We start from the raw sequence: 19,258 nt of genomic DNA on the forward strand, positions 1-19,258 counted from the left end.
CGCTGCGGCTACTTGCGCGCAGCGGCCACTTCGGCCGGCTGCACGATCTGCCCGGTCTTGTTCGACCAGTTGTTCTTCGTGTAGCTGATCACCGCGGCGATCTCGGTGTCGCTGAGCTGCTTCCAGGACGGCATCGCGCCGTTGTTCTGGCCGTTCAGCACGACGTGGATCTGCTTGGTCTTGTCGGCGTCGAGCACGACGGCCGCGCCGTCGAGCGGCTTGATCGGGCCGCCGCCCTTGCCGTTGGCCTGGTGGCAGGCCGCGCAGTTGGCAGCGTAGACCTTCTCGCCGCGCGCGAGGATGTCGGGCAGCGCCCAGACCTTCGCCGGGTCATCGGCAAGTGCGGCCATTTCCTTCTTCTTGCCGTCGACCCAGGTCGTGTAGTCGGCCGCCGACAGCACCTTCACGTGGATCGGCATGTAGGCGTGCTCCTTGCCGCAGAGCTCGGCGCACTGGCCATAGTAGTCGCCGACCTTCTCGGCGCGAAACCACGTGTCGCGCACGAAGCCAGGGATCGCGTCCTGCTTGATGCCGAACGAGGGCACCATGAATGCATGGATCACGTCGCTCGCGGTCGTGATGATGCGGATCTTCTTGCTGACCGGCACGACCAGCGGGTTGTCGACCTTCAGCAGGTAGTCGTCGGCGTCGGCCGGCTTGCCCGAGTCGGAGGCTTCGCGCTGCGCGACATCGAGCGTCGAGACAAAGCCGATGCCCTCGCCTTCGCCCTTCAGGTAGTCGTAGCCCCACTTCCACTGGATGCCGGTGGCCTTGATGGTCAGGTCGGCGGCGCTGGTGTCCTTCATCGCGACGACGACCTTGGTCGCCGGCAGCGCCATGCCGATCACGATGATGAACGGCACGATGGTCCAGATGATCTCGACCGTGGTGCTCTCGTGGAAGTTCGCCGACTTCGCGCCCTTCGACTTGCGGTGCTTGAAGATCGAATAGAACATCACGCCGAACACGCCGACGAAGATCAGCGTGCAGATCCAGAGCATGAAGTAGTGCAGCCAGCGCTGATCGGCCGCGATCTCGGTGACCGGTGGGTGCAGGTCGAGCTGGTTGACCGCCGGCCCGCCAGGCAGGTTGCCCACGGCCAGGGCCAGCTGGGTCGCCGCCAGCGCACCGAGCGTCACGCCAACTCGGCCAGCCCTGTGCCACAGTGCTTTCATCGTCTTCATGGTTGCCACTTCAGTTTTCGGATTTGTCTTGTGATTCCGGGTCGGGTGCCGTGCCCGTGCGGGCGCCGGGCGAGGCCCATTGCCAGCGGCGCAGCGCCCAGCGCAATTCTTCGGCCAGCTGGCCGCGCAGCTCGGGGCGCACGAAACGGCCGACGGCAATGTGCTGGCCCTGACCCGAGAGCTCGATCAACGAGCGGTCGCCGTGCTCGGGTTCGACGCGAACCCAGGCGGGTGCGAACTCGGCATGCTCGACATGCCGGCCGGACACATGCTCGACCGTCAGGCGCCCCGGCTGCAGCTTGATGCGCTCGCTGTCGGTCGCGTGGCGTGCGTAGACGAGCAGGGCCGCGCCGACCGACACCATCTCGAGCCACGCGAACGGCATCACCAGCATCGCGCCCTGCGCCCAGAAGATGCCCCCGATCAGCAGCGACACACCGCACAGCGAGGCGTAGAAACCCATCATCTGGCGCGGCGTCATCGAGCAGTTGCGCTTCAGCAGCCACTGCAGCGTGTGCTCACCGGCCGCCGACTCGACGCCGAAGCGCAACGAGCCGGTTTTCGCCATGGGGGCGACGCAGGGGTGAGAAATGCTTGCTGACATTGCGCGCGTCTTGCTGCCTTGCTCTTGCCGATTGATGCCGATGGGCTTGCCGATCGAAGCTCTGGCCTGAACAGGCCGAGCCCAACCGCGAGAGTTTAGCGCACGGTCTAGCGAGGCCCGGCTCGGCCGTGGCTGGAACGCAGCATCTCGCGCATGTCGGCCAGCGGCACCTTGGTCGCCTCGCCCGCGCGCAGCCGCGGCGCCGCCTTGAAGGCGTGGCCGTAGGCGACCTCGAAGCTCAGGCCGATCGAGCCGTCGGGCGCGGCAAGCATGTCGAGCTCGCGCTCGAGCCGCTCGCGCCAGCGCGGCGTGCGCAGGCCCGCAACGCGATCGGGCGCCGCGTTGCCGCCGAGTGCGCGCAACTCGGCGAGGAGCGCCTTCGCGGTCGGCCAGCGCAGCGTGAGCGTCTCCTGGTCCATCACCGGGTCGGCGAAGCCGGCTTGCACGAGCATGTCGCCGAGGTCGTGCATGTCGACGAAGCCCGGTGTCGGCGCGGGCCATCCGAGGCGCGCGTAGAGCGTGCGCAGTTCGCGCAGGCTGCCCGGGCCGAGGCACGAGAACATCACGAAGCCGTCGACGCGCAGCAGGCCGTGCCAGCGTTCGATCAGCGCGACCGGGTCGACGACCGCATGCAGCATCATGTTGGCCCAGACCAGACCGGCGCCCGACTCGATGTCATCCGAGTCGAGCGCGACGCCGGCTTCGCCGCCGGTCCAGCGCGCCGCCGTCCACCACGGGCGCTGCGACAGCGCACGGCTGCGCTCGGCCCAGGCACGGTCGGGCTCGACGCGCAGCTGCCGGGCTTTCGGATACGCCTGTTCGAGCAGCGCGGCACCGGCGCCGAGAGCGCTCCACCAGTCGATCACGCGTTCGGGCTGCAACAGGATCAACGCCAGCTTCTCGGCCATGCGCCGCGCGACCTCGCCGTGCAGCCACGGCGGCTGCGGCGCGCGCGCGAGACGCCGCAGCGCCGCGCGCACCGCGACCGGGTCGAGGCGGCGGGCGTTGGTCGGGTCCGGTGCGATGGCCATGCGGGCCAGTATATTGAGCCGTGCCATTCAACCGACTCCTCGAGGCCGCGCGCGCCAGGCTGCCCAGCCAGTGCGCGGTCTGCCGCGGTTGGGGCACGCAGCGGGTCTGCGGCGACTGCATCGGCCGCTTCGCCGACACGGCGACGCGCTGCCGGCGCTGCGCGCTGGGCGTGGCGGCCGGCATCGAGACCTGCGGTGCGTGCCTGACCGACCCGCCACCTTATGCGCATGCGCTGACAGCGGTCGACTACGACCACCCGTGGGATGGCCTGATCACGCATTTCAAGTTCCACGCCGCGCTCGATCTCGCACCCGCGCTGGCCGAGCGGATGCTGCATGCGCTGCGCGCGAGCAAATCCGCCGCGCCGACGCTGCTGCTGCCGATCCCCCTCAGCGCAGAGCGTCTGCGCGAGCGCGGCTACAACCAGGCCTGGGAGCTGACGAAGCGGCTCGGCGCCGCGCTGCCCGCTGCAACGATCGACGCGACACTGCTGCTGCGCGTGAAGGACACGCCGCACCAGCTCGCGTTCCCGCCTGAGCAGCGCGCCGGCAACGTGCGCGCCGCATTCGCGATCGAACCGAGGCGGCGCGCCGAGCTGCGCGGCCGCCGCGTCACGCTCGTCGACGATGTGATGACCACCGGCGCGACGCTCGCCGAAGCGGCGCGGACGCTGCTGCAGGCCGGCGCCGGAGAGGTCGACGTGTGGGTCGTCGCGCGCACGCCGCGCCACGATGGCGCCTGACGGCGCGCGGCGACAATCGCGATCCATGTTCAACATCGTCCTCGTGCACCCGGAGATTCCGCCGAACACCGGCAACGTGATCCGGCTCGCGGCCAACACCGGCTGCGCGCTGCACCTGATCGAGCCGCTCGGCTTTTCGATGGACGACCGGCAGCTCAAGCGCGCCGGCCTCGACTATCACGAGTACGCGCCAGTGCGCACGCACGCATCATGGTCCGCGTTCGTCGACGCGCTGCGGCCCGACCCGTCGCGCCTGTTCGCGTTCACGACACGCGCCAGCCGACCGTTCGCGGACGTCGCCTGGCAAGCCGGCGACTGGCTCGTGTTCGGCTCCGAGACCGCCGGTCTGCCCGCCGCGCTGAACGCGGGCTTCGATGCGGCGCAGCGTGTGCGCCTGCCGCTGCGCGCGGGTCAGCGCAGCCTGAACCTCAGCAACGCGGTCGCGGTCGCGGTGTTCGAGGCATGGCGGCAGAACGGCTACGCCGGCGGCGCCTAGTGTGCCAGCCCGGCTCGGCCAGCGCCGGGCCGCTCCCAAGCGACCGAGCCACCCGCCCGGCGGGTGGTGGCGTACCCGCCACCGGGTGCCCCATCACCCAGCTACTCGGGGTTGACGCCGGCGGCCTTGATGACCCTGGCCCAGCGCTCACGCTCGGTCTTCATCAGCCCGGTCAGCGCCTCCGGCGCGGTGCCGGCGGCGCTGAAGTACTGGCTCAGCATCTTGCCGCGCACCTCGTCGCTCTTGATGATGCGAATCAGCTCACCGGCCATGCGCTCGATGATCGGCTTCGGCGTGCCGGCCGGTGCCAGCACGGCCTGCCACGAGATCGCCTCGAAGTCGGCATAGCCTTGCTCGACGAAGCTCGGATAGGCCGGCAGCGACCCCGCGCGGCCCAGCGTCGTGACGCCGAGCGCCTTCAGCTTGCCGGCGCGAATCTGGCCGATCGCGATGCCAGGCACCATGAAGCCGGCCTGCACTTCGCCGGCGAGAATCGCGCTGACGATCTGCGGAAAGCCCTGGTACGGCACGTGCACCAGGTCGATGCCGGCGCGCGTCTTGAACAGTTCCATCGCCAGGTGCGACGCGCTGCCGATGCCGACGCTGCCGTAGTTCAGCTGGCCGCGCTTCTCCTTCGCGATGCGCACGAAGTCGGCCAGCGTGTTCGCGCCGAGCTTCGGGTCGACGACCAGCACGTTCGGCGAGGTGGCGACCAGCGTGACCGGCGCCAGGTCGCGCGCCGGGTCGTAGCCGAGCCCCTTGCTCAGAACCGGCGCGGTGACGAGCGGACCCTGGATCGTGAACAGGAACGTGTAGCCGTCCGGCTCGGCATGGGCAACCATGCCGGTACCGATGTTGCCGCCGGCGCCCGGCTTGTTGTCGACGACGATGGGCTGACCCAGCGCACGGCCGAGCGGCTCGGCGACCAGGCGCGCGATGAAGTCCGGCGAGCTGCCGGGCGGGAACGGAACGATCAGCTTGATCGGGCGGCTCGGCCAGGCCTGCGCAAAGGCCGGCGCAGCGGCCGCGGCGAGCGTGGCCTGCAGGAAACCGCGGCGTGGCATCGAGGGCATCTCGTCTCCGGAGCGTTCAGGTCTCGGGCCGCGCGCCGCGGCCCATCAGTTGTTCGAGGGCGCGTTCGGGGGTCGATCGGCCGTCGAGCACATCGACGACGGCCTGCACGATCGGCATCTCGACGCCGAGCGCCGAAGCGCGCTGCAGCACCATCGGCGCGGTCGAGACGCCTTCGGCGACATGGCCGAGTTCGGCGAGGATGCGCGGCAGCGGCAGGCCCTGCGCGAGCAGCCGCCCGACGCTGCGGTTGCGCGACAGGTCGCCGGTGGCGGTCAGTACCAGGTCGCCCAGCCCCGACAGGCCCATGAAGGTTTCGGCCCGCGCGCCGAGCGCGACGCCCAGGCGGGTCATTTCGGCCAGGCCGCGCGTGATCAGCGCCGCGCGCGCATTCAGACCGAGGCCCGCAGTGCCGCCGTCGCGCGCAGGCATGCCGTCGGCGATGCCGGTGGCGATCGCGAGCACGTTCTTGACTGCGCCGCCGACTTCGACGCCGATCGGATCGTCCGAGGTGTAGATGCGCAGGCTCTCGCTGTGCAGCGCGTCGACCGCTTCCTCGCACAGCGCGGCGTCGGCGCTGGCCGCGACCAGCGCGGTCGGCTGGCCGCGCGCGACCTCGATCGCGAAACTCGGGCCCGACAACACGCCGACGCGTGCGCCGGCACCGGCCGCGCCCGCCAGTTCATGGCCGAGCCGGCCACTGCGCTGCTCGAAGCCCTTGCACAGCCACAGCACGCCGGTCGCGCGCGTGCCGATGCGGCGCAGCATCTCGTCGAGCGCCGCCATCGGCGTCGCGATGATCACGAGCCCGTCGCGGGCGTGCGCGAGCGCGGCATCGAAGTCGGCATCGATCTGCAGCGCATCGGGCAGCGCGACGCCCGCGAGATAGCGCGCGTTGCTGCGCGACGCGCGCATCCGCGCGGCCTGCGCTGCGTCGCGCGCCCACAGCCGCGTCGGCTGGCGCGCCGCGGCGCTCGACGCCAGCGCGGTGCCCCAGGCGCCGGCACCGAGGACCGTCAGGTTCATCGAGCTGGCGCAGCGCCGGATCAGTTGGCGCTGGTGATGATGCCCGAGCCGTTCGGGCCGTTCGGTTGCGCGGCGGCCTGCGCCTGCTGCGCCTCGAACATCGCCTGGAAGTTCACTTCCGACAGCAGCACCGGCGGGAAGCCGGCGCGCGTGCAGACGTCCGACACGATCGCGCGCAGGTACGGGTAGATGATGCCCGGGCACGCGATGCCGATGATCGGCTGCAGCTGGTCTTCGGGAATGTTGCGAATCTCGAAGATGCCGCCCTGCTTGGCCTCGACCAGGAACAGCACCTTGTCGTTGACCTTGGTCGTGACGGTCGCGGTGACGGTCACTTCGTAGATGCCTTCGCCGATCGGCGCGGCGCCCAGGCCGAGGTTGATCTCGACCTGCGGCTGACCTTGCTCGAGCAGGATCTGCGGCGAGTTCGGTTGCTCGAGCGACAGATCCTTCAGGTAGATGCGCTGGATCTGGAACACCGGGTTGTTGTCGTCAGCCATGAGAGTCTCGGGTTGTGGAGTGGTGGGCTCGGCCGCGCCCGCGGCGAGCGATGTGCGGCGGCGATTATCGCCGCGCGCGCTGCAGGGTCTGGCTCAGGAATTCGCGCCGGCGAGCAGCGGCGCCAGAGCACCGCGTCGGTCGAGCGCGACCAGGTCGTCGCAGCCGCCGACGTGGGTGTCGCCGATGAAGATTTGCGGCACGGTGCGCCGACCGGTCAGCGCCATCATCGTGGCGCGCTGCGCCGGGTCGAGGTCGATGCGGACGTCTTCGATCGTCTCGACGCCGCGCTGCTTCAGCAAGGCCTTCGCGTGCTGGCAGTACGGGCAGACCTGCGTGGAGTACATCCTGACGACCGGCATGGTCACTGCGCCGCTCATGCCGCGGACTTCTCGACCGGCAGGTTCGCCGCACGCCAGGCCTCGAGGCCGCCGGCCAGCGCCCGCGCGTTCTCGAAGCCGAGCTTCTTCAATGCCGCAACGCCCTTCGCGGCGCGTGCGCCAGTCGCGCAGACGACGACCAGCGGCAAGGCCTTGTTCTTCGGCAGCAGGTTCGAGGTTTCGATCTGGCTCAGCGGCACGCTCTTCGCGCCGGCGACATGGCCGGCCGCGTACTCGGCCGGCTCGCTCACGTCGATCAGCACGGCCTTCTCGCGGTTGATCAGCTGCACGGCATCGTTCGTCGACAGCTTGCCTGCGCCACCCGCGCTCTTGTCGAGCATCGGCCACAGCAGCAGCCCGCCGGAAACGGCGGCCGCGAGAAACAGGAACCAGTTGTCGATGAAGAACTTCACGGGCGGGCCAATGGGTTTGGGAAGGAGTGCGATTATAGAATTCGCTCGCTCGTCGCCGGCCCTGGCGCCGCTATCCCCACACACCCCATGCACAAGCTCGTCCTGATCCGCCACGGCGAATCCACCTGGAACCTGGAAAACCGTTTCACCGGCTGGACCGACGTCGACCTGACGCCGCTGGGCGTGCAGCAGGCGCAGCAGGCCGGGCAGCTGCTGAAGGCCGAGGGCTACGAGTTCGACATCGCCTACACCTCGGTGCTGAAGCGCGCGATCTGGACCCTCTGGCACACGCTCGACCAGATGGACCGGACCTGGCTGCCGGTGCGCAACGACTGGCGCCTGAACGAGCGCCACTACGGCGCGTTGCAGGGGCTGAACAAGGCCGAGACCGCGAAGAAATACGGCGATGCGCAGGTGCTGACCTGGCGTCGCAGCTACGACACGCCGCCGCCCGCGCTCGAACCCGGTGACCCGCGCTGCGAGAGCCGCGACCTGCGCTACGCGGCGCTCGCGCCGGGCCAGGTGCCGCTGACGGAGTGCCTGAAAGACACCGTCGCGCGCGTGCTGCCGTTCTGGAACGACACGATCGCGCCGGCGCTGCAGCAGGGCCAGCGGATCGTGATCGCGGCGCACGGCAACAGCATCCGCGCGCTCGTCAAGTACCTCGACGGCATCTCGGACGCCGACATCGTCGGGCTCAACATCCCGAACGGCATCCCGCTGGTCTACGAACTCGACGGCGCGTTGAAGCCGATCCGCAGCTACTACCTCGGTGACGCCGAGGCCGCCGCAAAGGCCGCCGCAGCGGTCGCGAACCAGGGCAGGGCCTGACGCTTCAACCCGGCAATTGCGCGGCGATGTCGGCGCGCAGCGTCTGGGCCAATGCGCGGCGGTCGGCGTGCCGGCTGCCGCGCGCCGGCAGCAGCGTCAGGTGCGCAACCAACCCGTCGGCGCAGGCGACGCGCCACAGGCTCTCGACCAGCGTCGTCGCGCCGACGAATTCGACCGCCGCGCTGATCGGCGCCTGCGCGTCGGAGAAGCGCAGCGCGACCGGCTGTACCGGCGTGCCGGTCGAGATCGCGGCCTGCAGCAGGTTGGCGTGGAACGGCAGCAAGGTTCGGCCGTCCGAGGTCGTGCCCTCGGGGAAGACCGCGACCGTCTGGCCTTGATCCAGCGCCTGCGCCACCAGATGCACGACGCGCAGCGCATCGCGCTTGCGCTCGCGCTCGAGGTACAGCGTGTCGGCGGCGTCGGCGAGGCGCGCCAGCAGCGGCCAAGACTGGATGTCGGACTTCGAGACGAAGCGCGCATGCGGCACGACCGCATGCAGCGCGGTGATGTCGAGCCACGAGACATGGTTCGCGACCAGCAGCGTGCCGCCCGGCCGCACACTGCCCTCGACCTGCAGCGTGATGCCCATCAGCCGCAGCGTCTTCGTCGACCACCAGCGGATGCGCGCGTGGCGCTGCGCGGCGTCGAGGCCGTCGAAGCACAGCAGCGCGATGGCCAGGCCGTGCAGGCCGTGAACCACGCAGCGCAGCAGGCGCCACGCCGCGCGCAGGCCGCGCGTCATTCGGCCGGCGCGGATTCGTAGGCGACGTGGCCCGCGACCAGCGTGTAGCGCACGCGGCCCGGCAGTTCGTAGCCGGCGAACGGCGTGTGCTTGCCCTGGCTGCGCAGCGCCACTGGCGTGACCTGCCAGCGCGAATCGAGGCCGAACACGCAGACGTCGGCGACGCCGCCCTCGACGAGCCGCCCGGCGCTCGCCGCGAGCGAACCGAGCGCGTCGCCGAGTACCGCGACCGGTGCCGCGCTGACGACGCCCAGTGTGCGCAGCAGCGGCACTGTGTCGTCCTGCCCCCATTTCAGCGCCAGGCTCAGCAGCAGCTCGAGGCCGGTGGCGCCCGGCTCGGCTTCGGCGAACGGCAGGGTCTTCGCATCCGCATCGACCGGCGTGTGGTCGCTGACGAGCGCATCGACGGTGCCGTCGGCGAGCGCCGCGCGGATCGCGTCGCGGTCGCGCTGCTGGCGCAGCGGCGGCGTGACGCGCATCGCCGCATCGAAGTAGCCGATGTCGACATCCGTCAGGTGCAGCGAATTGATGCTGACATCGCAGCTGACCGGCAGGCCCTCGGCCTTCGCGCGGCGCACGAGCTCGATGCCGGCGGCGCTCGACAGCCGGCACAGGTGCACGCGCGCGCCGGTGTCGCGCACGAGCTCGAAGATCGTTGCCAGCGCGATCGTCTCGGCGATCGCCGGCACGCCGGTCAGACCCATGCGCGTCGCGAGCGCGCCCTTCGCGGCGACGCCGTTGCCGAGCCAGGCGTCGTTCGGGCGCAGCCAGGTCGTGTAGCCGAAGGTCGCGGCATATTGCAGCGCGCGGTGCAGCACCAGCGTGTCGCGGATGCCGACCTCGGCCTGCGAGAAGCCGACGCAGCCGGCGTCGGTCAGTTCGGCCATCGCGGTCAGCACCTCGCCGCGCAGACCACGCGTCAGTGCGCCGAGCGGGTACAGGTGCGCGAGGTTCAGGTTGCGCGCGCGGAACTTCAGCATCTGCACCAGTCCGGGCTCGTCGAGCACCGGCTCGGTGTCGGGCGGGCAGACCAGGCTCGTGACGCCGCCGGCGACCGCCGCAGCCATCTCCGACTCGAGCATGCCTTCGTGCTCGTGGCCCGGTTCGCGCAGCCGCGCGGCGAGGTCGACGAGGCCGGGCGCGACGACCAGGCCGTCGGCGGCTATCGTCCGATCGGCCTCGAACTCGCTGCTGACCTGGCCGAACGCGACGATCCGGCCGGCCGCGATCGCGAGGTCGCCGATCGCGTCGTGGTTCGACGCCGGATCGATCAGGCGCCCGTTCTTGATCAGAATTCTCATGCAACATTCCCCGCGATGATCGACATCACCGCCATGCGCACCGCGATGCCGAAGGTCACCTGCGGCAGGATCACGCTCTGCACGCCGTCGGCGACATCGGAATCGATCTCGACGCCGCGGTTGATCGGCCCGGGGTGCATCACGATCGCGTCGGGTTTCGCGAGCGCGAGCTTCTCGGCGGTCAGGCCGTAGCTCTTGAAGAACTCGGCCGCGCTCGGCAGCATCGCGCCGCTCATGCGCTCGTTCTGCAGCCGCAGCATGATGATCACGTCGGCGCCCCGGATGCCCTCGGCCATGTCGTGGCAGACGCGCACGCCCATCTCCTTCAGGTCGCCGGGCACCAGTGTCTTCGGCCCGACGGCGCGGATCTCGGGAACGCCGAGCGTCGTCAGCGCGTGGATGTCGGAGCGGGCGACGCGCGAGTGGACGATGTCGCCGACGATCGCGACCGTCAGCTGCGTGAAGTCGCGCTTGTAGTGCCGGATCGTGTACATGTCGAGCAGCCCCTGCGTCGGGTGCTGGTGCCGGCCGTCGCCGGCGTTCACGACATGCACGTGCGGCGCGCAGTGCTGCGCGATCAGGTACGGCGCGCCGCTCTCGCTGTGGCGCACGACGAACATGTCCGCATGCATCGCCGAGAGGTTCGCGATCGTGTCGAGCAGGCTCTCGCCCTTGGCCGCGCTGGAGCGCGCGATGTCGAGGTTGATCACGTCGGCCGACAGGCGCTTGGCCGCAATCTCGAAGGTCGTGCGGGTGCGCGTGCTGTTCTCGAAGAACAGGTTGAACACGCTCTTGCCGCGCAGCAGCGGCACCTTCTTCACGTCGCGGTCGTTGACGCTCAGGAAGGTGCCGGCGGTATCCAGGATGTGATTCAGCACCGGGCCCGGCAGGCCTTCGATCGACAGCAGGTGGATCAGCTCGCCATGCGCGTTCAGCTGCGGGTTGCGTCTGGACAGCATCACGCGTTTTCCTCGATATCGAAACTGAAGCGCCCTGCGTCGTCCTTCGCGAGCGACAGCCGCTGGCTCCGGGGCAAGGTGATGCGCGCCGCCGAGACCGCCGCCGAGATCGGCAGTTCGCGCCCGCCGCGGTCGACCAGCACCGCGAGCGTGACGCTCGCCGGGCGGCCGAAGTCGTAGAGCTCGTTGATCACCGCGCGGATCGTGCGGCCGGTGTAGAGCACGTCGTCGACCAGCACGATCGGCTTGCCCGTCACGTCGAACGGCAGCTTCGTGTGATCGGCACCGGCGGTCAGCCCGCGCGAGCCGAAATCGTCGCGATGCAGCGCGCTGGAGATCACGCCGTGCTCGCCGCGCCGCTGCAGATCACGCTGCAGCCGCTCGGCCAGCCAGGCGCCGCCGGACCAGATGCCGACCAGCACGCTGTCGGGCTGCAGCAACGGGCGCACGCCGGCGAGCAGGTCGGCGTATAGGGCTTCCGCATCGAGGTTCAAGCTGCTCATTCGAGTGTGCTCAGGAATTGATTCAGGATGATCGCGGCCGAGGCGGCATCGAGATCGGCGGCGCCTTGACCGATGGCTTCCGTCGTCGTGTAGCGCTCGTCGACCTCGTGCACCGGCAGCCGGAAGCGGCCGTGCAGCTGGCGCGCAAAACGGCGCGCGCGTTCGGTATTGTCGTGCGGCGCACCGTCGGGGTGAAAGGGCACGCCGACGACGAGTGCGTTCGGCTGCCACGCCTGGATCAGCGTGCCGATCGCGTCGAAGCGCGCGTCGCCGTCGGCGACGACGGTGCGCAGCGGCTGTGCCTGGCGCGTCAGCGTGTTGCCGGTGGCGACGCCGATGCGTTTCGTGCCGAAATCGAACGCAAGATAGGAAAGCAGGGGCGTGGCGGGCATCGTGCTCTGCGAGCTCATGCGTGCCCCGCCTCCCCGCTGAGCATGTTCGGGTCGATGCCGAGCAGCGACAAGGCCTTGTCGTAGCGCTGCTCGACCGGCGTGTCGAAGATGATGCCGGGTTCGGCGCCGACGTTGATCCAGCCGTTGCGGCCCATCTCGTCCTCGAGCTGGCCGGCGCTCCAGCCGCAGTAACCCAGCGTCACCAGCAGCTTCTTCGGGCCGGCGCCGTGCGAGAGCGCCTCCAGCACGTCCTTGCTGGTCGTCATCTCGAGGCCGCCGGGGATCTGCAGCGACGAGTTGTAGTGCCCGCCCTCGCCCTCGCTGCCGCCGAGCCGCTCGTGCAGCACGAAGCCGCGCTCGGTCTGGACCGGGCCGCCGAAGTAGACCGGCACGTCGGCCAGGTCTTCGCGGTCGAGCGAGAGTTCGACCTTCTCGAACAGGTTCTTCAGGCTGATGTCGATCGGCTTGTTGATCACCAGGCCGAGCGCGCCCTCTTCGGTGTGCTGGCACATGTAGACCACGGTGCCCGCGAAGGTGCCCTCGCGCAAGCTCGGCATCGCGATCAGGAACTGGTTCGTGAAAAAGACCGGTGCGCGTGCCATGCCCCGAATTTTAGACCGTCGGACGCGTGCCCGCGGCCGTCTCCCTCGTCAGGCGGCCACACGGTTGCGCGTATAGCGCGCGATCAACGCGAGCAGGTCCTCTTCGGAATAGGGCTTGCCCAGGTAGTGGTCGACACCGAGTTCGGCCGCGTAGTCGCGGTGCTTCTGCGCGATCCGCGAGGTGATCATGATCACCGGCAGGTCGCGCAGCCGGGCGTCGGCGCGCATGTTGCGCACCAGGTCGAAGCCGTCCATGCGCGGCATCTCGATGTCGGACAGCACGATCTGCGGCACGCCTTCCGCGAGCCGCTCGAGCGCATCCAGGCCGTCCTTCGCAAGCACGACGCGGTAGCCCTCGCGCAGCAGCAGGCGCTGCGTCACGCGGCGCACGGTCAGCGAATCGTCGACGACCATCACCAGCGGCGCCTCGGGGACATCGGGCACCGCGTGTGCGATCGGCGCGGCGCCTTGGGCATCGGGTGCCTGCATCGCCGCGTGCGTCGCCTCGCGGGCCACATCGCCGTACAGCGTGGCCAGCGCGACCGGGTTGTAGATCAGCGCGACCGCGCCCGAGGCCAGCAGCGTGATGCCGGCCAGGCCCGGCAGACGCGACAGCTGCGGCCCGAGGTTCTTGACCACGACTTCCTGGTTGCCCAGCACTTCGTCGACGTGCAGCGCGATGCGTTGCTGCGCGCTGCGGATCACGACGACCGCGCGCGTGCGCGCCTCGCTCTCGGCCGGCCGCGCGCTGATCTGCAGCAGCGCGCCGAGCCAGAAGAACGGCAGCGCGCGATCGCCCATCGGGTAGGCGGCGCTCGCGTAGGCGGCCTCGATCTCGGCCGGCGTCGCGCGGCGCACGACCTCGACCAGCGTCGACGGCACCGCGACGTTGGTCTCGCCGCAGCGCAGCATCACGACCTGCGTGACCGCGGTCGTCAGCGGCAGGATCATCTTGAACGAGGTGCCCTGGCCCGCGGCGGTCGCGGTCTCGACCCGGCCGCCCATCGCGTTGACCTCGGCGCGCACGACGTCCATGCCGACGCCGCGGCCCGACAGCTCGGTCACGGTCTCGGCGGTCGAGAAGCCCGGCGCGAAGATCAGGTTGGCGAGCTCGGCATCGGTCGGCTGCGTGTAGGGATCGAGCAGCCCGAGCGCGAGCCCCTTCGCGCGGATGCGCGGCAGGTTCAGCCCGGCGCCGTCGTCGCGGAATTCGACGCCGACCTCGTTGCCCTCGTGCGAGAGCGCGACGATGATCGAACCGGTCGGATCCTTGCCGGCGCCGGCACGCGCATCCGGCATCTCGATGCCGTGGCTGACGCAGTTGCGCAGCAGGTGCTCGAACGAGCCGGTCATGCGGTCGAGCACGCCGCGGTCGACCTCGATCGAGCCGCCGACGATGTCCAGCCGCACCGACTTGCCGGTCTCTTTCGCGGCCTGGCGCACGACGCGGTACAGGCGGTCCGAGAGGCCCTCGAACTCGACCATGCGGGTGCGCAGCAGGTCGTCCTGCAGCTCGCGCGTCATGCGCGCCTGGGCGACGAGTTCGTCCTCGGTCACTTCGAGCGAGCGCTGCAACGTGCGTTGCACGGTGGCGACGTCGTTGACCGACTCGGCCATCATCCGGGTCAGCTCCTGGAAGCGCGTGAAGCGGTCGAACTCGAGCGGGTCGAACGATTGCGACGCGGCCTTCGCGGCCTCGAGCCGCGAGCTCATCTGGACCTCGCCGTGGAACTCGATGTCGCGCAGCTGGGCGCGCAGCCGCTCGAGGTTCTCGGTCAGGTCGGCGAGCGAGGTCTTGATCTGCGTGACGCCGGTCTCGATGCGCGAGCGCGTGATGCTGACCTCGCCGGCCTGGTTCACAAGGCGATCGAGCAGCGGCGCGCGCACACGCACCGCGGATTGCGCGCCCTGCGCGCGCTCCGGGGCCTTGCGTTCGGCCGGCGCGGTCAGCGGGAAACGCGACCAGTCGATCTCGGCCAGCGGCACGACGGGCGCCGGCGCAGCATCGACCAGAGGCGGCGCGAGCGCCGGCGCGGCAGTGGCCGGCGCCAGCACGGCCTCGAGCTCGGCTGCGAGTTCGGCCTCGGCCTCGGCTTGTGCGATGGCCTCCGGCGGCAGGTCCGAGTCGGGCGCGCTGTCGAATGCCCCGAACTGCGAACTCGGCGGCGCTTCGAGCTGTTGCCAACCCGATTCGGCCGCCGGTTGCGGCGCGACTTCGAGCAGCACTTCGAGCGGCGGCACCGGCGGCAGCTCTGCCATCGACGGCACGACGACCAGCTCGGCGCTCGTGTCGACCGGCGCGCCGCCCTCACGCAGCGCGTCGAAGGTCTGTGCCAGCGTGTCGCCGTAGGCCTGCAGCGTCTCGACATCGCCGGCGCCGACGGTCGGCTGCGCGAGCAGGCGTTCGATCTGCGTCTCGAGGCGGTGCGCCATCTCGCCCAGGCGCATCGCGCCGGCCAGGCGCGCGCCGCCCTTCAGCGTGTGCAGCGTGCGCATGCACGCGGCCGGGTGCGCCGCGTCGAGCGGCTTGCGGGCCCAGTCGCGCAGCCGGCTCGCGAGCTGCGGCAGCAGTTCCTCGGCCTCTTCGGCGAAGATCGGGAACAGTTCGGCGTCGATCGCGTCGACCGCGTCGATCACGTCGTCGTCGTCGACCAGCGCATGCGCCGCGCCGACGCGCGGCGCCTCGACCGGGATCTCGCCGAAGGGCTTGAGCTCGGCCACGCCGAGCGGCTCGAAGCGGCCGAAGGTCGAGTCGGACGGCGAGATGCTGTGCTCGAAGCGGCTCGGCGCCGCATCCCGCAGCGGCGGCGCCTCGACGGCGGAGAGCGGCGCCGGCTCGATCGTCTCGAACGTGTCGAACGATTCGGCCGGCGCGGCCGGCGGCAGGTCCGCCGCGAGATCAGGCTCCGGGCTCGGCGGTAGCTCGGCCGCGGCCGCGGCCGCCTCGAGCCGGCGCGCCGAGCTCAGCTCGTGGTCGGCCAGCCGTTCGAGCAACTCGGGCGACGGCTCCTTCAGGAAGCCCGCCGCGAACTGGTGCAGCAGCCGGCGAACCTCGTCGGCCGCGTCGACGAACAAGCGTGCCTCTTCGGGCGTGCCGTGGCCGATGGTGAGCGAGCGGGTCTGTGCGTGCTCGAGCAGCCGCGCGAGATGCGAGAGGTCGGCGAAGCCGACGGTCGCCGAGCTGCCGGCGAGCGAGTGCGCGAGCGCGATCGGGGTCTCGCCGATCGGCCGGTGCAGCTCCATCGCCCATTCGGCGACTTCGGTGCTGAGGCGGCGCGAGAGCTCGTCGGCCTCGTTCAGGTAGATGTTGAACAGCGGGATGCCGATGCGCAGCGGTCCGACGATCTTGACGAGTTCATCGTCGAGGCCGCCGTGGCCGGAGGCCGGTTCGGTCAGCGGTTCGGGGGCGGGCGCGGGCTCAGGCGTGGTTTCGGAGATCGACGCGGCAAGCGGCTCGACCAATGGCGCCGCGGCCGAGTCGCGCACCGGATCGAACTCGAGATCGAGATCGAGGTCGAGCGCCATCGGGGTTGCGGCGGTATCGGCCTCGTGCAGGTCGAACGGCGGCGGCTCGGCCGGCCGCGCATCGACCGGCGGCACATCGAACGGGGCATGCAGCGCGGCGGCGGACAGGTCGAGCGGTACCGATTGGCTGCCGGCCTCGCGGGCCGCGCGTGGGGTGCCGTCGAGCCCACCGAGGTCGAGCTCGAACGAGAGCTCCAGCGACTCGTTGGCCGGCGCCGGCGCGACCAGCTCGAGATCGGCGGCCGCGGGCCAGTTCGGCGGCAGATCGCCCGGCAGGCCGAGCGCGCCGTGCATCGAGACCGACTCCAGCACCGGCTCCGCCGGTGGCGCGCCGCCGGCGAGCCGCGCGGCTTCGATCACGGTCGCCGCGTCGTGGGCGCCGCGACGCTGTTGTGCGATGTCGTCGACCCAGTCGCCGAGGTAGCCCAGGCTCCAGCCGGTGAAGTCGAGCAGCGACTGCGGCGCTGCGGTCTGATCGGCCAGATGCGTGTTGTAGAGCTGCTCGCAGGCCCAGGCGCCTTCGCCGAAGTCCTTCAGCCCGACCATGCGCGAGCTGCCCTTCAGCGTGTGGAACGCGCGCCGCAGCGTCGTCAGCAGGCCGAGGTCGTCCGGTGCCTGCGCCAGCGCGGCGCTCGCCTCTTTCGCGTTCGCCAGCACCTCGCGCGCTTCCTCGAGGAAGATCTCGCGCATCTCGTCGTCCTGCGCGAGCTGCGCGCTGCCGGTCGACAACGCGAAATCGAGCACCATCGGCGCGCTGACCCTGGCGCGCGCGCTCGGCACCGCGAGGTCGATGCCGACCGGGTCGGAAGCGGTCGAGACGAAGTCGACCAGCGCCTCGGACAGCTCGCCGCGCACCGCGGCCGCGCCGGCCGAATCGATGGATTGTTCGAGCGCCTCCTGGGCCTTCAGCACGGTCGCGGCCAGCGCGGGCTGATCGGCGGCCTGCGCCTCGTGCGACAGGCGTTCGAGATCGCGCGTCACATCTTCGACCGAAACATCCTCGCGCACCGAGCTGAATGCGAGCAACTGGGCCTGCTCGATCAGGCGTTGATCGACCGGCGCGCCCGCGCCGTTGGCGCGCGCGCTCGGCGCCTCGCCGCGGCCCATCACCGGGCTCAACGTGCCGGCCTGCGCGTCATAGCTGAACAGCGACTTGGCCATCTGCGGCTGCACGCTGAGCATGTCGATCAGGAAGCCGAGCGCACCGAGGTTGCCGGCGAGCCGGTCGAACAGGCCGGCCTGCGCGTCTCGACCGTTGTCGACCTCGGTCGAGGCCAATGAATCGACTTCGTCGCGCATGCGCAGCAGCGCCGCCGACGCGTGGTCCATGCCGAGCACCGACAGCACGCCGCGCATCGCCGCGAGCTGGTTCGGCACCGGGATCAGCGTGCTGCGATCCTCCGGCTTGCGGAAGTACTGGTCGATGTGCTTTTCGGCCTCGGACAGGCTCGCGCGCAGCTCCTGCACGACGCTGCCCATGGTCTGGCGATCGGAAACGCGGCGGTACAGCTCCTCCATCCAGCCTTCGAGCGGGTCGGGCGCGTGGCCCTGGCGCACCGACGCGAGCCGATCGGCCAGGCGCTGCACGCGCTCGGCCTGCTCGGGGTGATCGAAGTCGATGTCGTCGAGCGCTGCCTCGATGTACAGCAGGCTGGTCGCGACCTCCATGGCCAGCGGCGCCGGCGGCGCCGCGCCGATCTGCTGGGTCTGCGCGATCGCATGCTGCAGCTCGGCGGCGAAGATGTCGCCGAGCGGGAACAGCTTCTTCAGCGATTCGCCGACGAGTGCGAACTGCTCCGACAGGCCGGTCATCCGGTGCATCTCGCCACCGGCGACCGCCGACCACGCGTCCTTCGCGGCGACGACGCGCTTCTTCGCCTGCGCGAGCACCAAAGGGTCGAAGCGGCCGAGCACGCTGACCGTGTAGTCGACCGGCAGATGGCGCACGAGGCCGTAGGCCTGGCGCACCGCGGCAAGCCGCGGCGAACTGCGGCCGTCGCCGGGTGAGGCGCTTTGCGCGCAGAAGAACAGCAGGTCCTGCGCGAGCCGCTCCGAGACCTCGGGTTCGCCGCGCGCAATGATCCGGAACTGCGCGAGCAGCCGCGAGGCGACGCGCTTGCTGAACACATCGAAGCCGAGCAGGCCGTGCGCCTGCGCCTCGAACACGGCCGACGCAAGTTTCCACAGCGTCGCGATCTGCGTCTGCGACGCACCGGCGCCGAGGCCGGCGCAGATGTCGCTCATCCGGCCGGCGGTCGGTGCCGGATCGGCGGCGCGCATCAGCGGCAGCAGCTGCGCCTCGATCGCGGCCTGCGTCGTCGCGTCGGGCTGCAGCGGGTGGGCCGACGAATCGGCCGGCAGATCGCGCCATTGCCAGTCGACCGCCCACAGGTCGGCCGGGTGCACGCGGTCGGCGCCGGCGGCCTCCTGCACCGCGCGGTACTGCGGGAACAGCGACAAGGTCGAGACCTGCTTGCCGGCGAGCAGCCGGCTCAGGTAATCGAGCAGCGCGAACGAGGCGCGCTCGACGTCGTCGACGACCTGCGAGCTCAGCTTGTGCGGCTTCGTGACGAAGCGCTGCACCAGCGCCTCGCTCGCGCGCAGCACCATCGCGGCGGCCGGCTGGCCGACGAGTTCGAGCGCACCGACGCCTTGGTGGATCTGCGAACGCGCGTTGCGCAGCACGGCCGGGTCGACCGCGTCGATGTCGGAGTTGGCGAGCGCGTCAGTCTCCTTGACGAAGCGGCGCAAGGCCTTGTGCGCCGCGTCGAGCGAGCGCCGCAGTTCCTCGTGGACCCACGCCAGCGCGCTCAGGTCATCACTGCTCTTCTCGGTCATGACAGCCCCCCGATCGCCGAATACGTCGATCGACCCCCCGAGGGGGTCTCGCCCGGCTTCGGGCGGCCGGGCGCTCGGGCTCGCCGCGATTCAACGGTCATGGGTCGGCTCATCGTGGC

The 19,258-nt window shown here is 70.5% G+C and carries 18 protein-coding genes; 3 read left to right on the forward strand and 15 right to left on the reverse strand.

The annotated features are described in order from the left end of the window. Window positions 1–8: 8 nt before the first annotated feature. The 3 genes from coxB to AC1DTW_RS20530 form a co-directional block, all read right to left on the reverse strand. On the reverse strand, window positions 9–1,184 hold the full coding sequence (gene coxB / locus AC1DTW_RS20520; RefSeq protein WP_477983235.1) for a cytochrome c oxidase subunit II: 1,176 nt from the start codon (window positions 1,182–1,184) through the stop codon (window positions 9–11). 10 nt (window positions 1,185–1,194) lie between these two features. Further along, window positions 1,195–1,752, reverse strand: a complete 558-nt coding sequence (locus AC1DTW_RS20525; RefSeq protein WP_477983236.1) for a DUF2244 domain-containing protein — start codon at window positions 1,750–1,752, stop codon at window positions 1,195–1,197. Window positions 1,753–1,895: 143 nt separating this feature from the next. After that, on the reverse strand, window positions 1,896–2,819 hold the full coding sequence (locus tag AC1DTW_RS20530) for a class I SAM-dependent methyltransferase (RefSeq protein ID WP_477983237.1): 924 nt from the start codon (window positions 2,817–2,819) through the stop codon (window positions 1,896–1,898). Window positions 2,820–2,839: 20 nt separating this feature from the next. Here AC1DTW_RS20530 and AC1DTW_RS20535 point away from each other — a divergent pair, with 20 nt between their 5' ends. Beyond that, window positions 2,840–3,562 carry a ComF family protein gene (locus tag AC1DTW_RS20535; RefSeq protein WP_477983238.1) on the forward strand — a complete coding sequence of 241 codons (723 nt, stop codon included), beginning with the start codon at window positions 2,840–2,842 and terminating at the stop codon, window positions 3,560–3,562. 25 nt (window positions 3,563–3,587) lie between these two features. Beyond that, the gene (locus AC1DTW_RS20540) at window positions 3,588–4,058 is read left to right on the forward strand and encodes a tRNA (cytidine(34)-2'-O)-methyltransferase (RefSeq protein WP_477983239.1); all 471 of its coding nucleotides are present in this window, start codon (window positions 3,588–3,590) and stop codon (window positions 4,056–4,058) included. 101 nt (window positions 4,059–4,159) lie between these two features. Here AC1DTW_RS20540 and AC1DTW_RS20545 read toward each other — a convergent pair whose 3' ends face one another. The 5 genes from AC1DTW_RS20545 to AC1DTW_RS20565 all read right to left on the reverse strand — a co-directional run bounded on the left by AC1DTW_RS20545 (window position 4,160) and on the right by AC1DTW_RS20565 (window position 7,446). Beyond that, window positions 4,160–5,122 (reverse strand): Bug family tripartite tricarboxylate transporter substrate binding protein, encoded by a 963-nt coding sequence (locus tag AC1DTW_RS20545; RefSeq protein ID WP_477983290.1) that lies wholly within the window; start codon window positions 5,120–5,122, stop codon window positions 4,160–4,162. 25 nt (window positions 5,123–5,147) lie between these two features. Then, window positions 5,148–6,155 (reverse strand): NAD(P)H-dependent glycerol-3-phosphate dehydrogenase, encoded by a 1,008-nt coding sequence (locus AC1DTW_RS20550; RefSeq protein WP_477983240.1) that lies wholly within the window; start codon window positions 6,153–6,155, stop codon window positions 5,148–5,150. A 20-nt stretch (window positions 6,156–6,175) separates the two neighbouring features. Continuing rightward, window positions 6,176–6,655, reverse strand: a complete 480-nt coding sequence (gene secB / locus AC1DTW_RS20555; protein WP_477983241.1) for a protein-export chaperone SecB — start codon at window positions 6,653–6,655, stop codon at window positions 6,176–6,178. A gap of 93 nt (window positions 6,656–6,748) precedes the next feature. Then, window positions 6,749–7,015: a glutaredoxin 3 gene (gene grxC / locus AC1DTW_RS20560; protein ID WP_477983291.1), complete on the reverse strand. Its 267-nt coding sequence runs from the start codon at window positions 7,013–7,015 to the stop codon at window positions 6,749–6,751. 14 nt (window positions 7,016–7,029) lie between these two features. Then, the gene (locus AC1DTW_RS20565; protein ID WP_477983242.1) at window positions 7,030–7,446 is read right to left on the reverse strand and encodes a rhodanese-like domain-containing protein; all 417 of its coding nucleotides are present in this window, start codon (window positions 7,444–7,446) and stop codon (window positions 7,030–7,032) included. An 87-nt stretch (window positions 7,447–7,533) separates the two neighbouring features. Between AC1DTW_RS20565 and gpmA the strand changes: the two genes are divergently transcribed. Next, a complete protein-coding gene (gene gpmA / locus AC1DTW_RS20570; RefSeq protein ID WP_477983243.1) occupies window positions 7,534–8,277 on the forward strand; it encodes a 2,3-diphosphoglycerate-dependent phosphoglycerate mutase in 744 nt (247 codons plus the stop codon). 4 nt (window positions 8,278–8,281) lie between these two features. Here the strand turns inward: gpmA and AC1DTW_RS20575 are convergent, their stop codons facing one another. Genes AC1DTW_RS20575 through AC1DTW_RS20605 form a run of 7 tightly spaced genes read right to left on the reverse strand, consistent with a single transcriptional unit; the run spans window position 8,282 to window position 19,139 of the window. Next, the gene (locus tag AC1DTW_RS20575; RefSeq protein ID WP_477983244.1) at window positions 8,282–9,019 is read right to left on the reverse strand and encodes a lysophospholipid acyltransferase family protein; all 738 of its coding nucleotides are present in this window, start codon (window positions 9,017–9,019) and stop codon (window positions 8,282–8,284) included. Then, complete coding sequence (locus AC1DTW_RS20580) at window positions 9,016–10,320, reverse strand: dihydroorotase (protein WP_477983245.1); 1,305 nt, start codon at window positions 10,318–10,320, stop codon at window positions 9,016–9,018. The genes AC1DTW_RS20575 and AC1DTW_RS20580 overlap by 4 nt, the downstream gene beginning before the upstream one ends. After that, window positions 10,317–11,279: an aspartate carbamoyltransferase catalytic subunit gene (locus AC1DTW_RS20585; RefSeq protein ID WP_477983246.1), complete on the reverse strand. Its 963-nt coding sequence runs from the start codon at window positions 11,277–11,279 to the stop codon at window positions 10,317–10,319. Before AC1DTW_RS20585 ends, AC1DTW_RS20580 begins: the two co-directional genes overlap by 4 nt. Continuing rightward, complete coding sequence (gene pyrR, locus AC1DTW_RS20590) at window positions 11,279–11,782, reverse strand: bifunctional pyr operon transcriptional regulator/uracil phosphoribosyltransferase PyrR (RefSeq protein ID WP_477983247.1); 504 nt, start codon at window positions 11,780–11,782, stop codon at window positions 11,279–11,281. The genes AC1DTW_RS20585 and pyrR overlap by 1 nt, the downstream gene beginning before the upstream one ends. Beyond that, complete coding sequence (gene ruvX, locus AC1DTW_RS20595) at window positions 11,779–12,192, reverse strand: Holliday junction resolvase RuvX (protein ID WP_477983248.1); 414 nt, start codon at window positions 12,190–12,192, stop codon at window positions 11,779–11,781. Before ruvX ends, pyrR begins: the two co-directional genes overlap by 4 nt. Beyond that, window positions 12,189–12,776, reverse strand: coding sequence for a YqgE/AlgH family protein (locus AC1DTW_RS20600; protein ID WP_477983249.1), 588 nt, complete (start codon window positions 12,774–12,776; stop codon window positions 12,189–12,191). The genes ruvX and AC1DTW_RS20600 overlap by 4 nt, the downstream gene beginning before the upstream one ends. 48 nt (window positions 12,777–12,824) lie before the next feature. After that, window positions 12,825–19,139 (reverse strand): hybrid sensor histidine kinase/response regulator, encoded by a 6,315-nt coding sequence (locus tag AC1DTW_RS20605; protein ID WP_477983250.1) that lies wholly within the window; start codon window positions 19,137–19,139, stop codon window positions 12,825–12,827. Window positions 19,140–19,258 lie beyond the last annotated feature (119 nt).

The organism is Rhizobacter sp. P5_A1 (genome assembly GCF_056400745.1).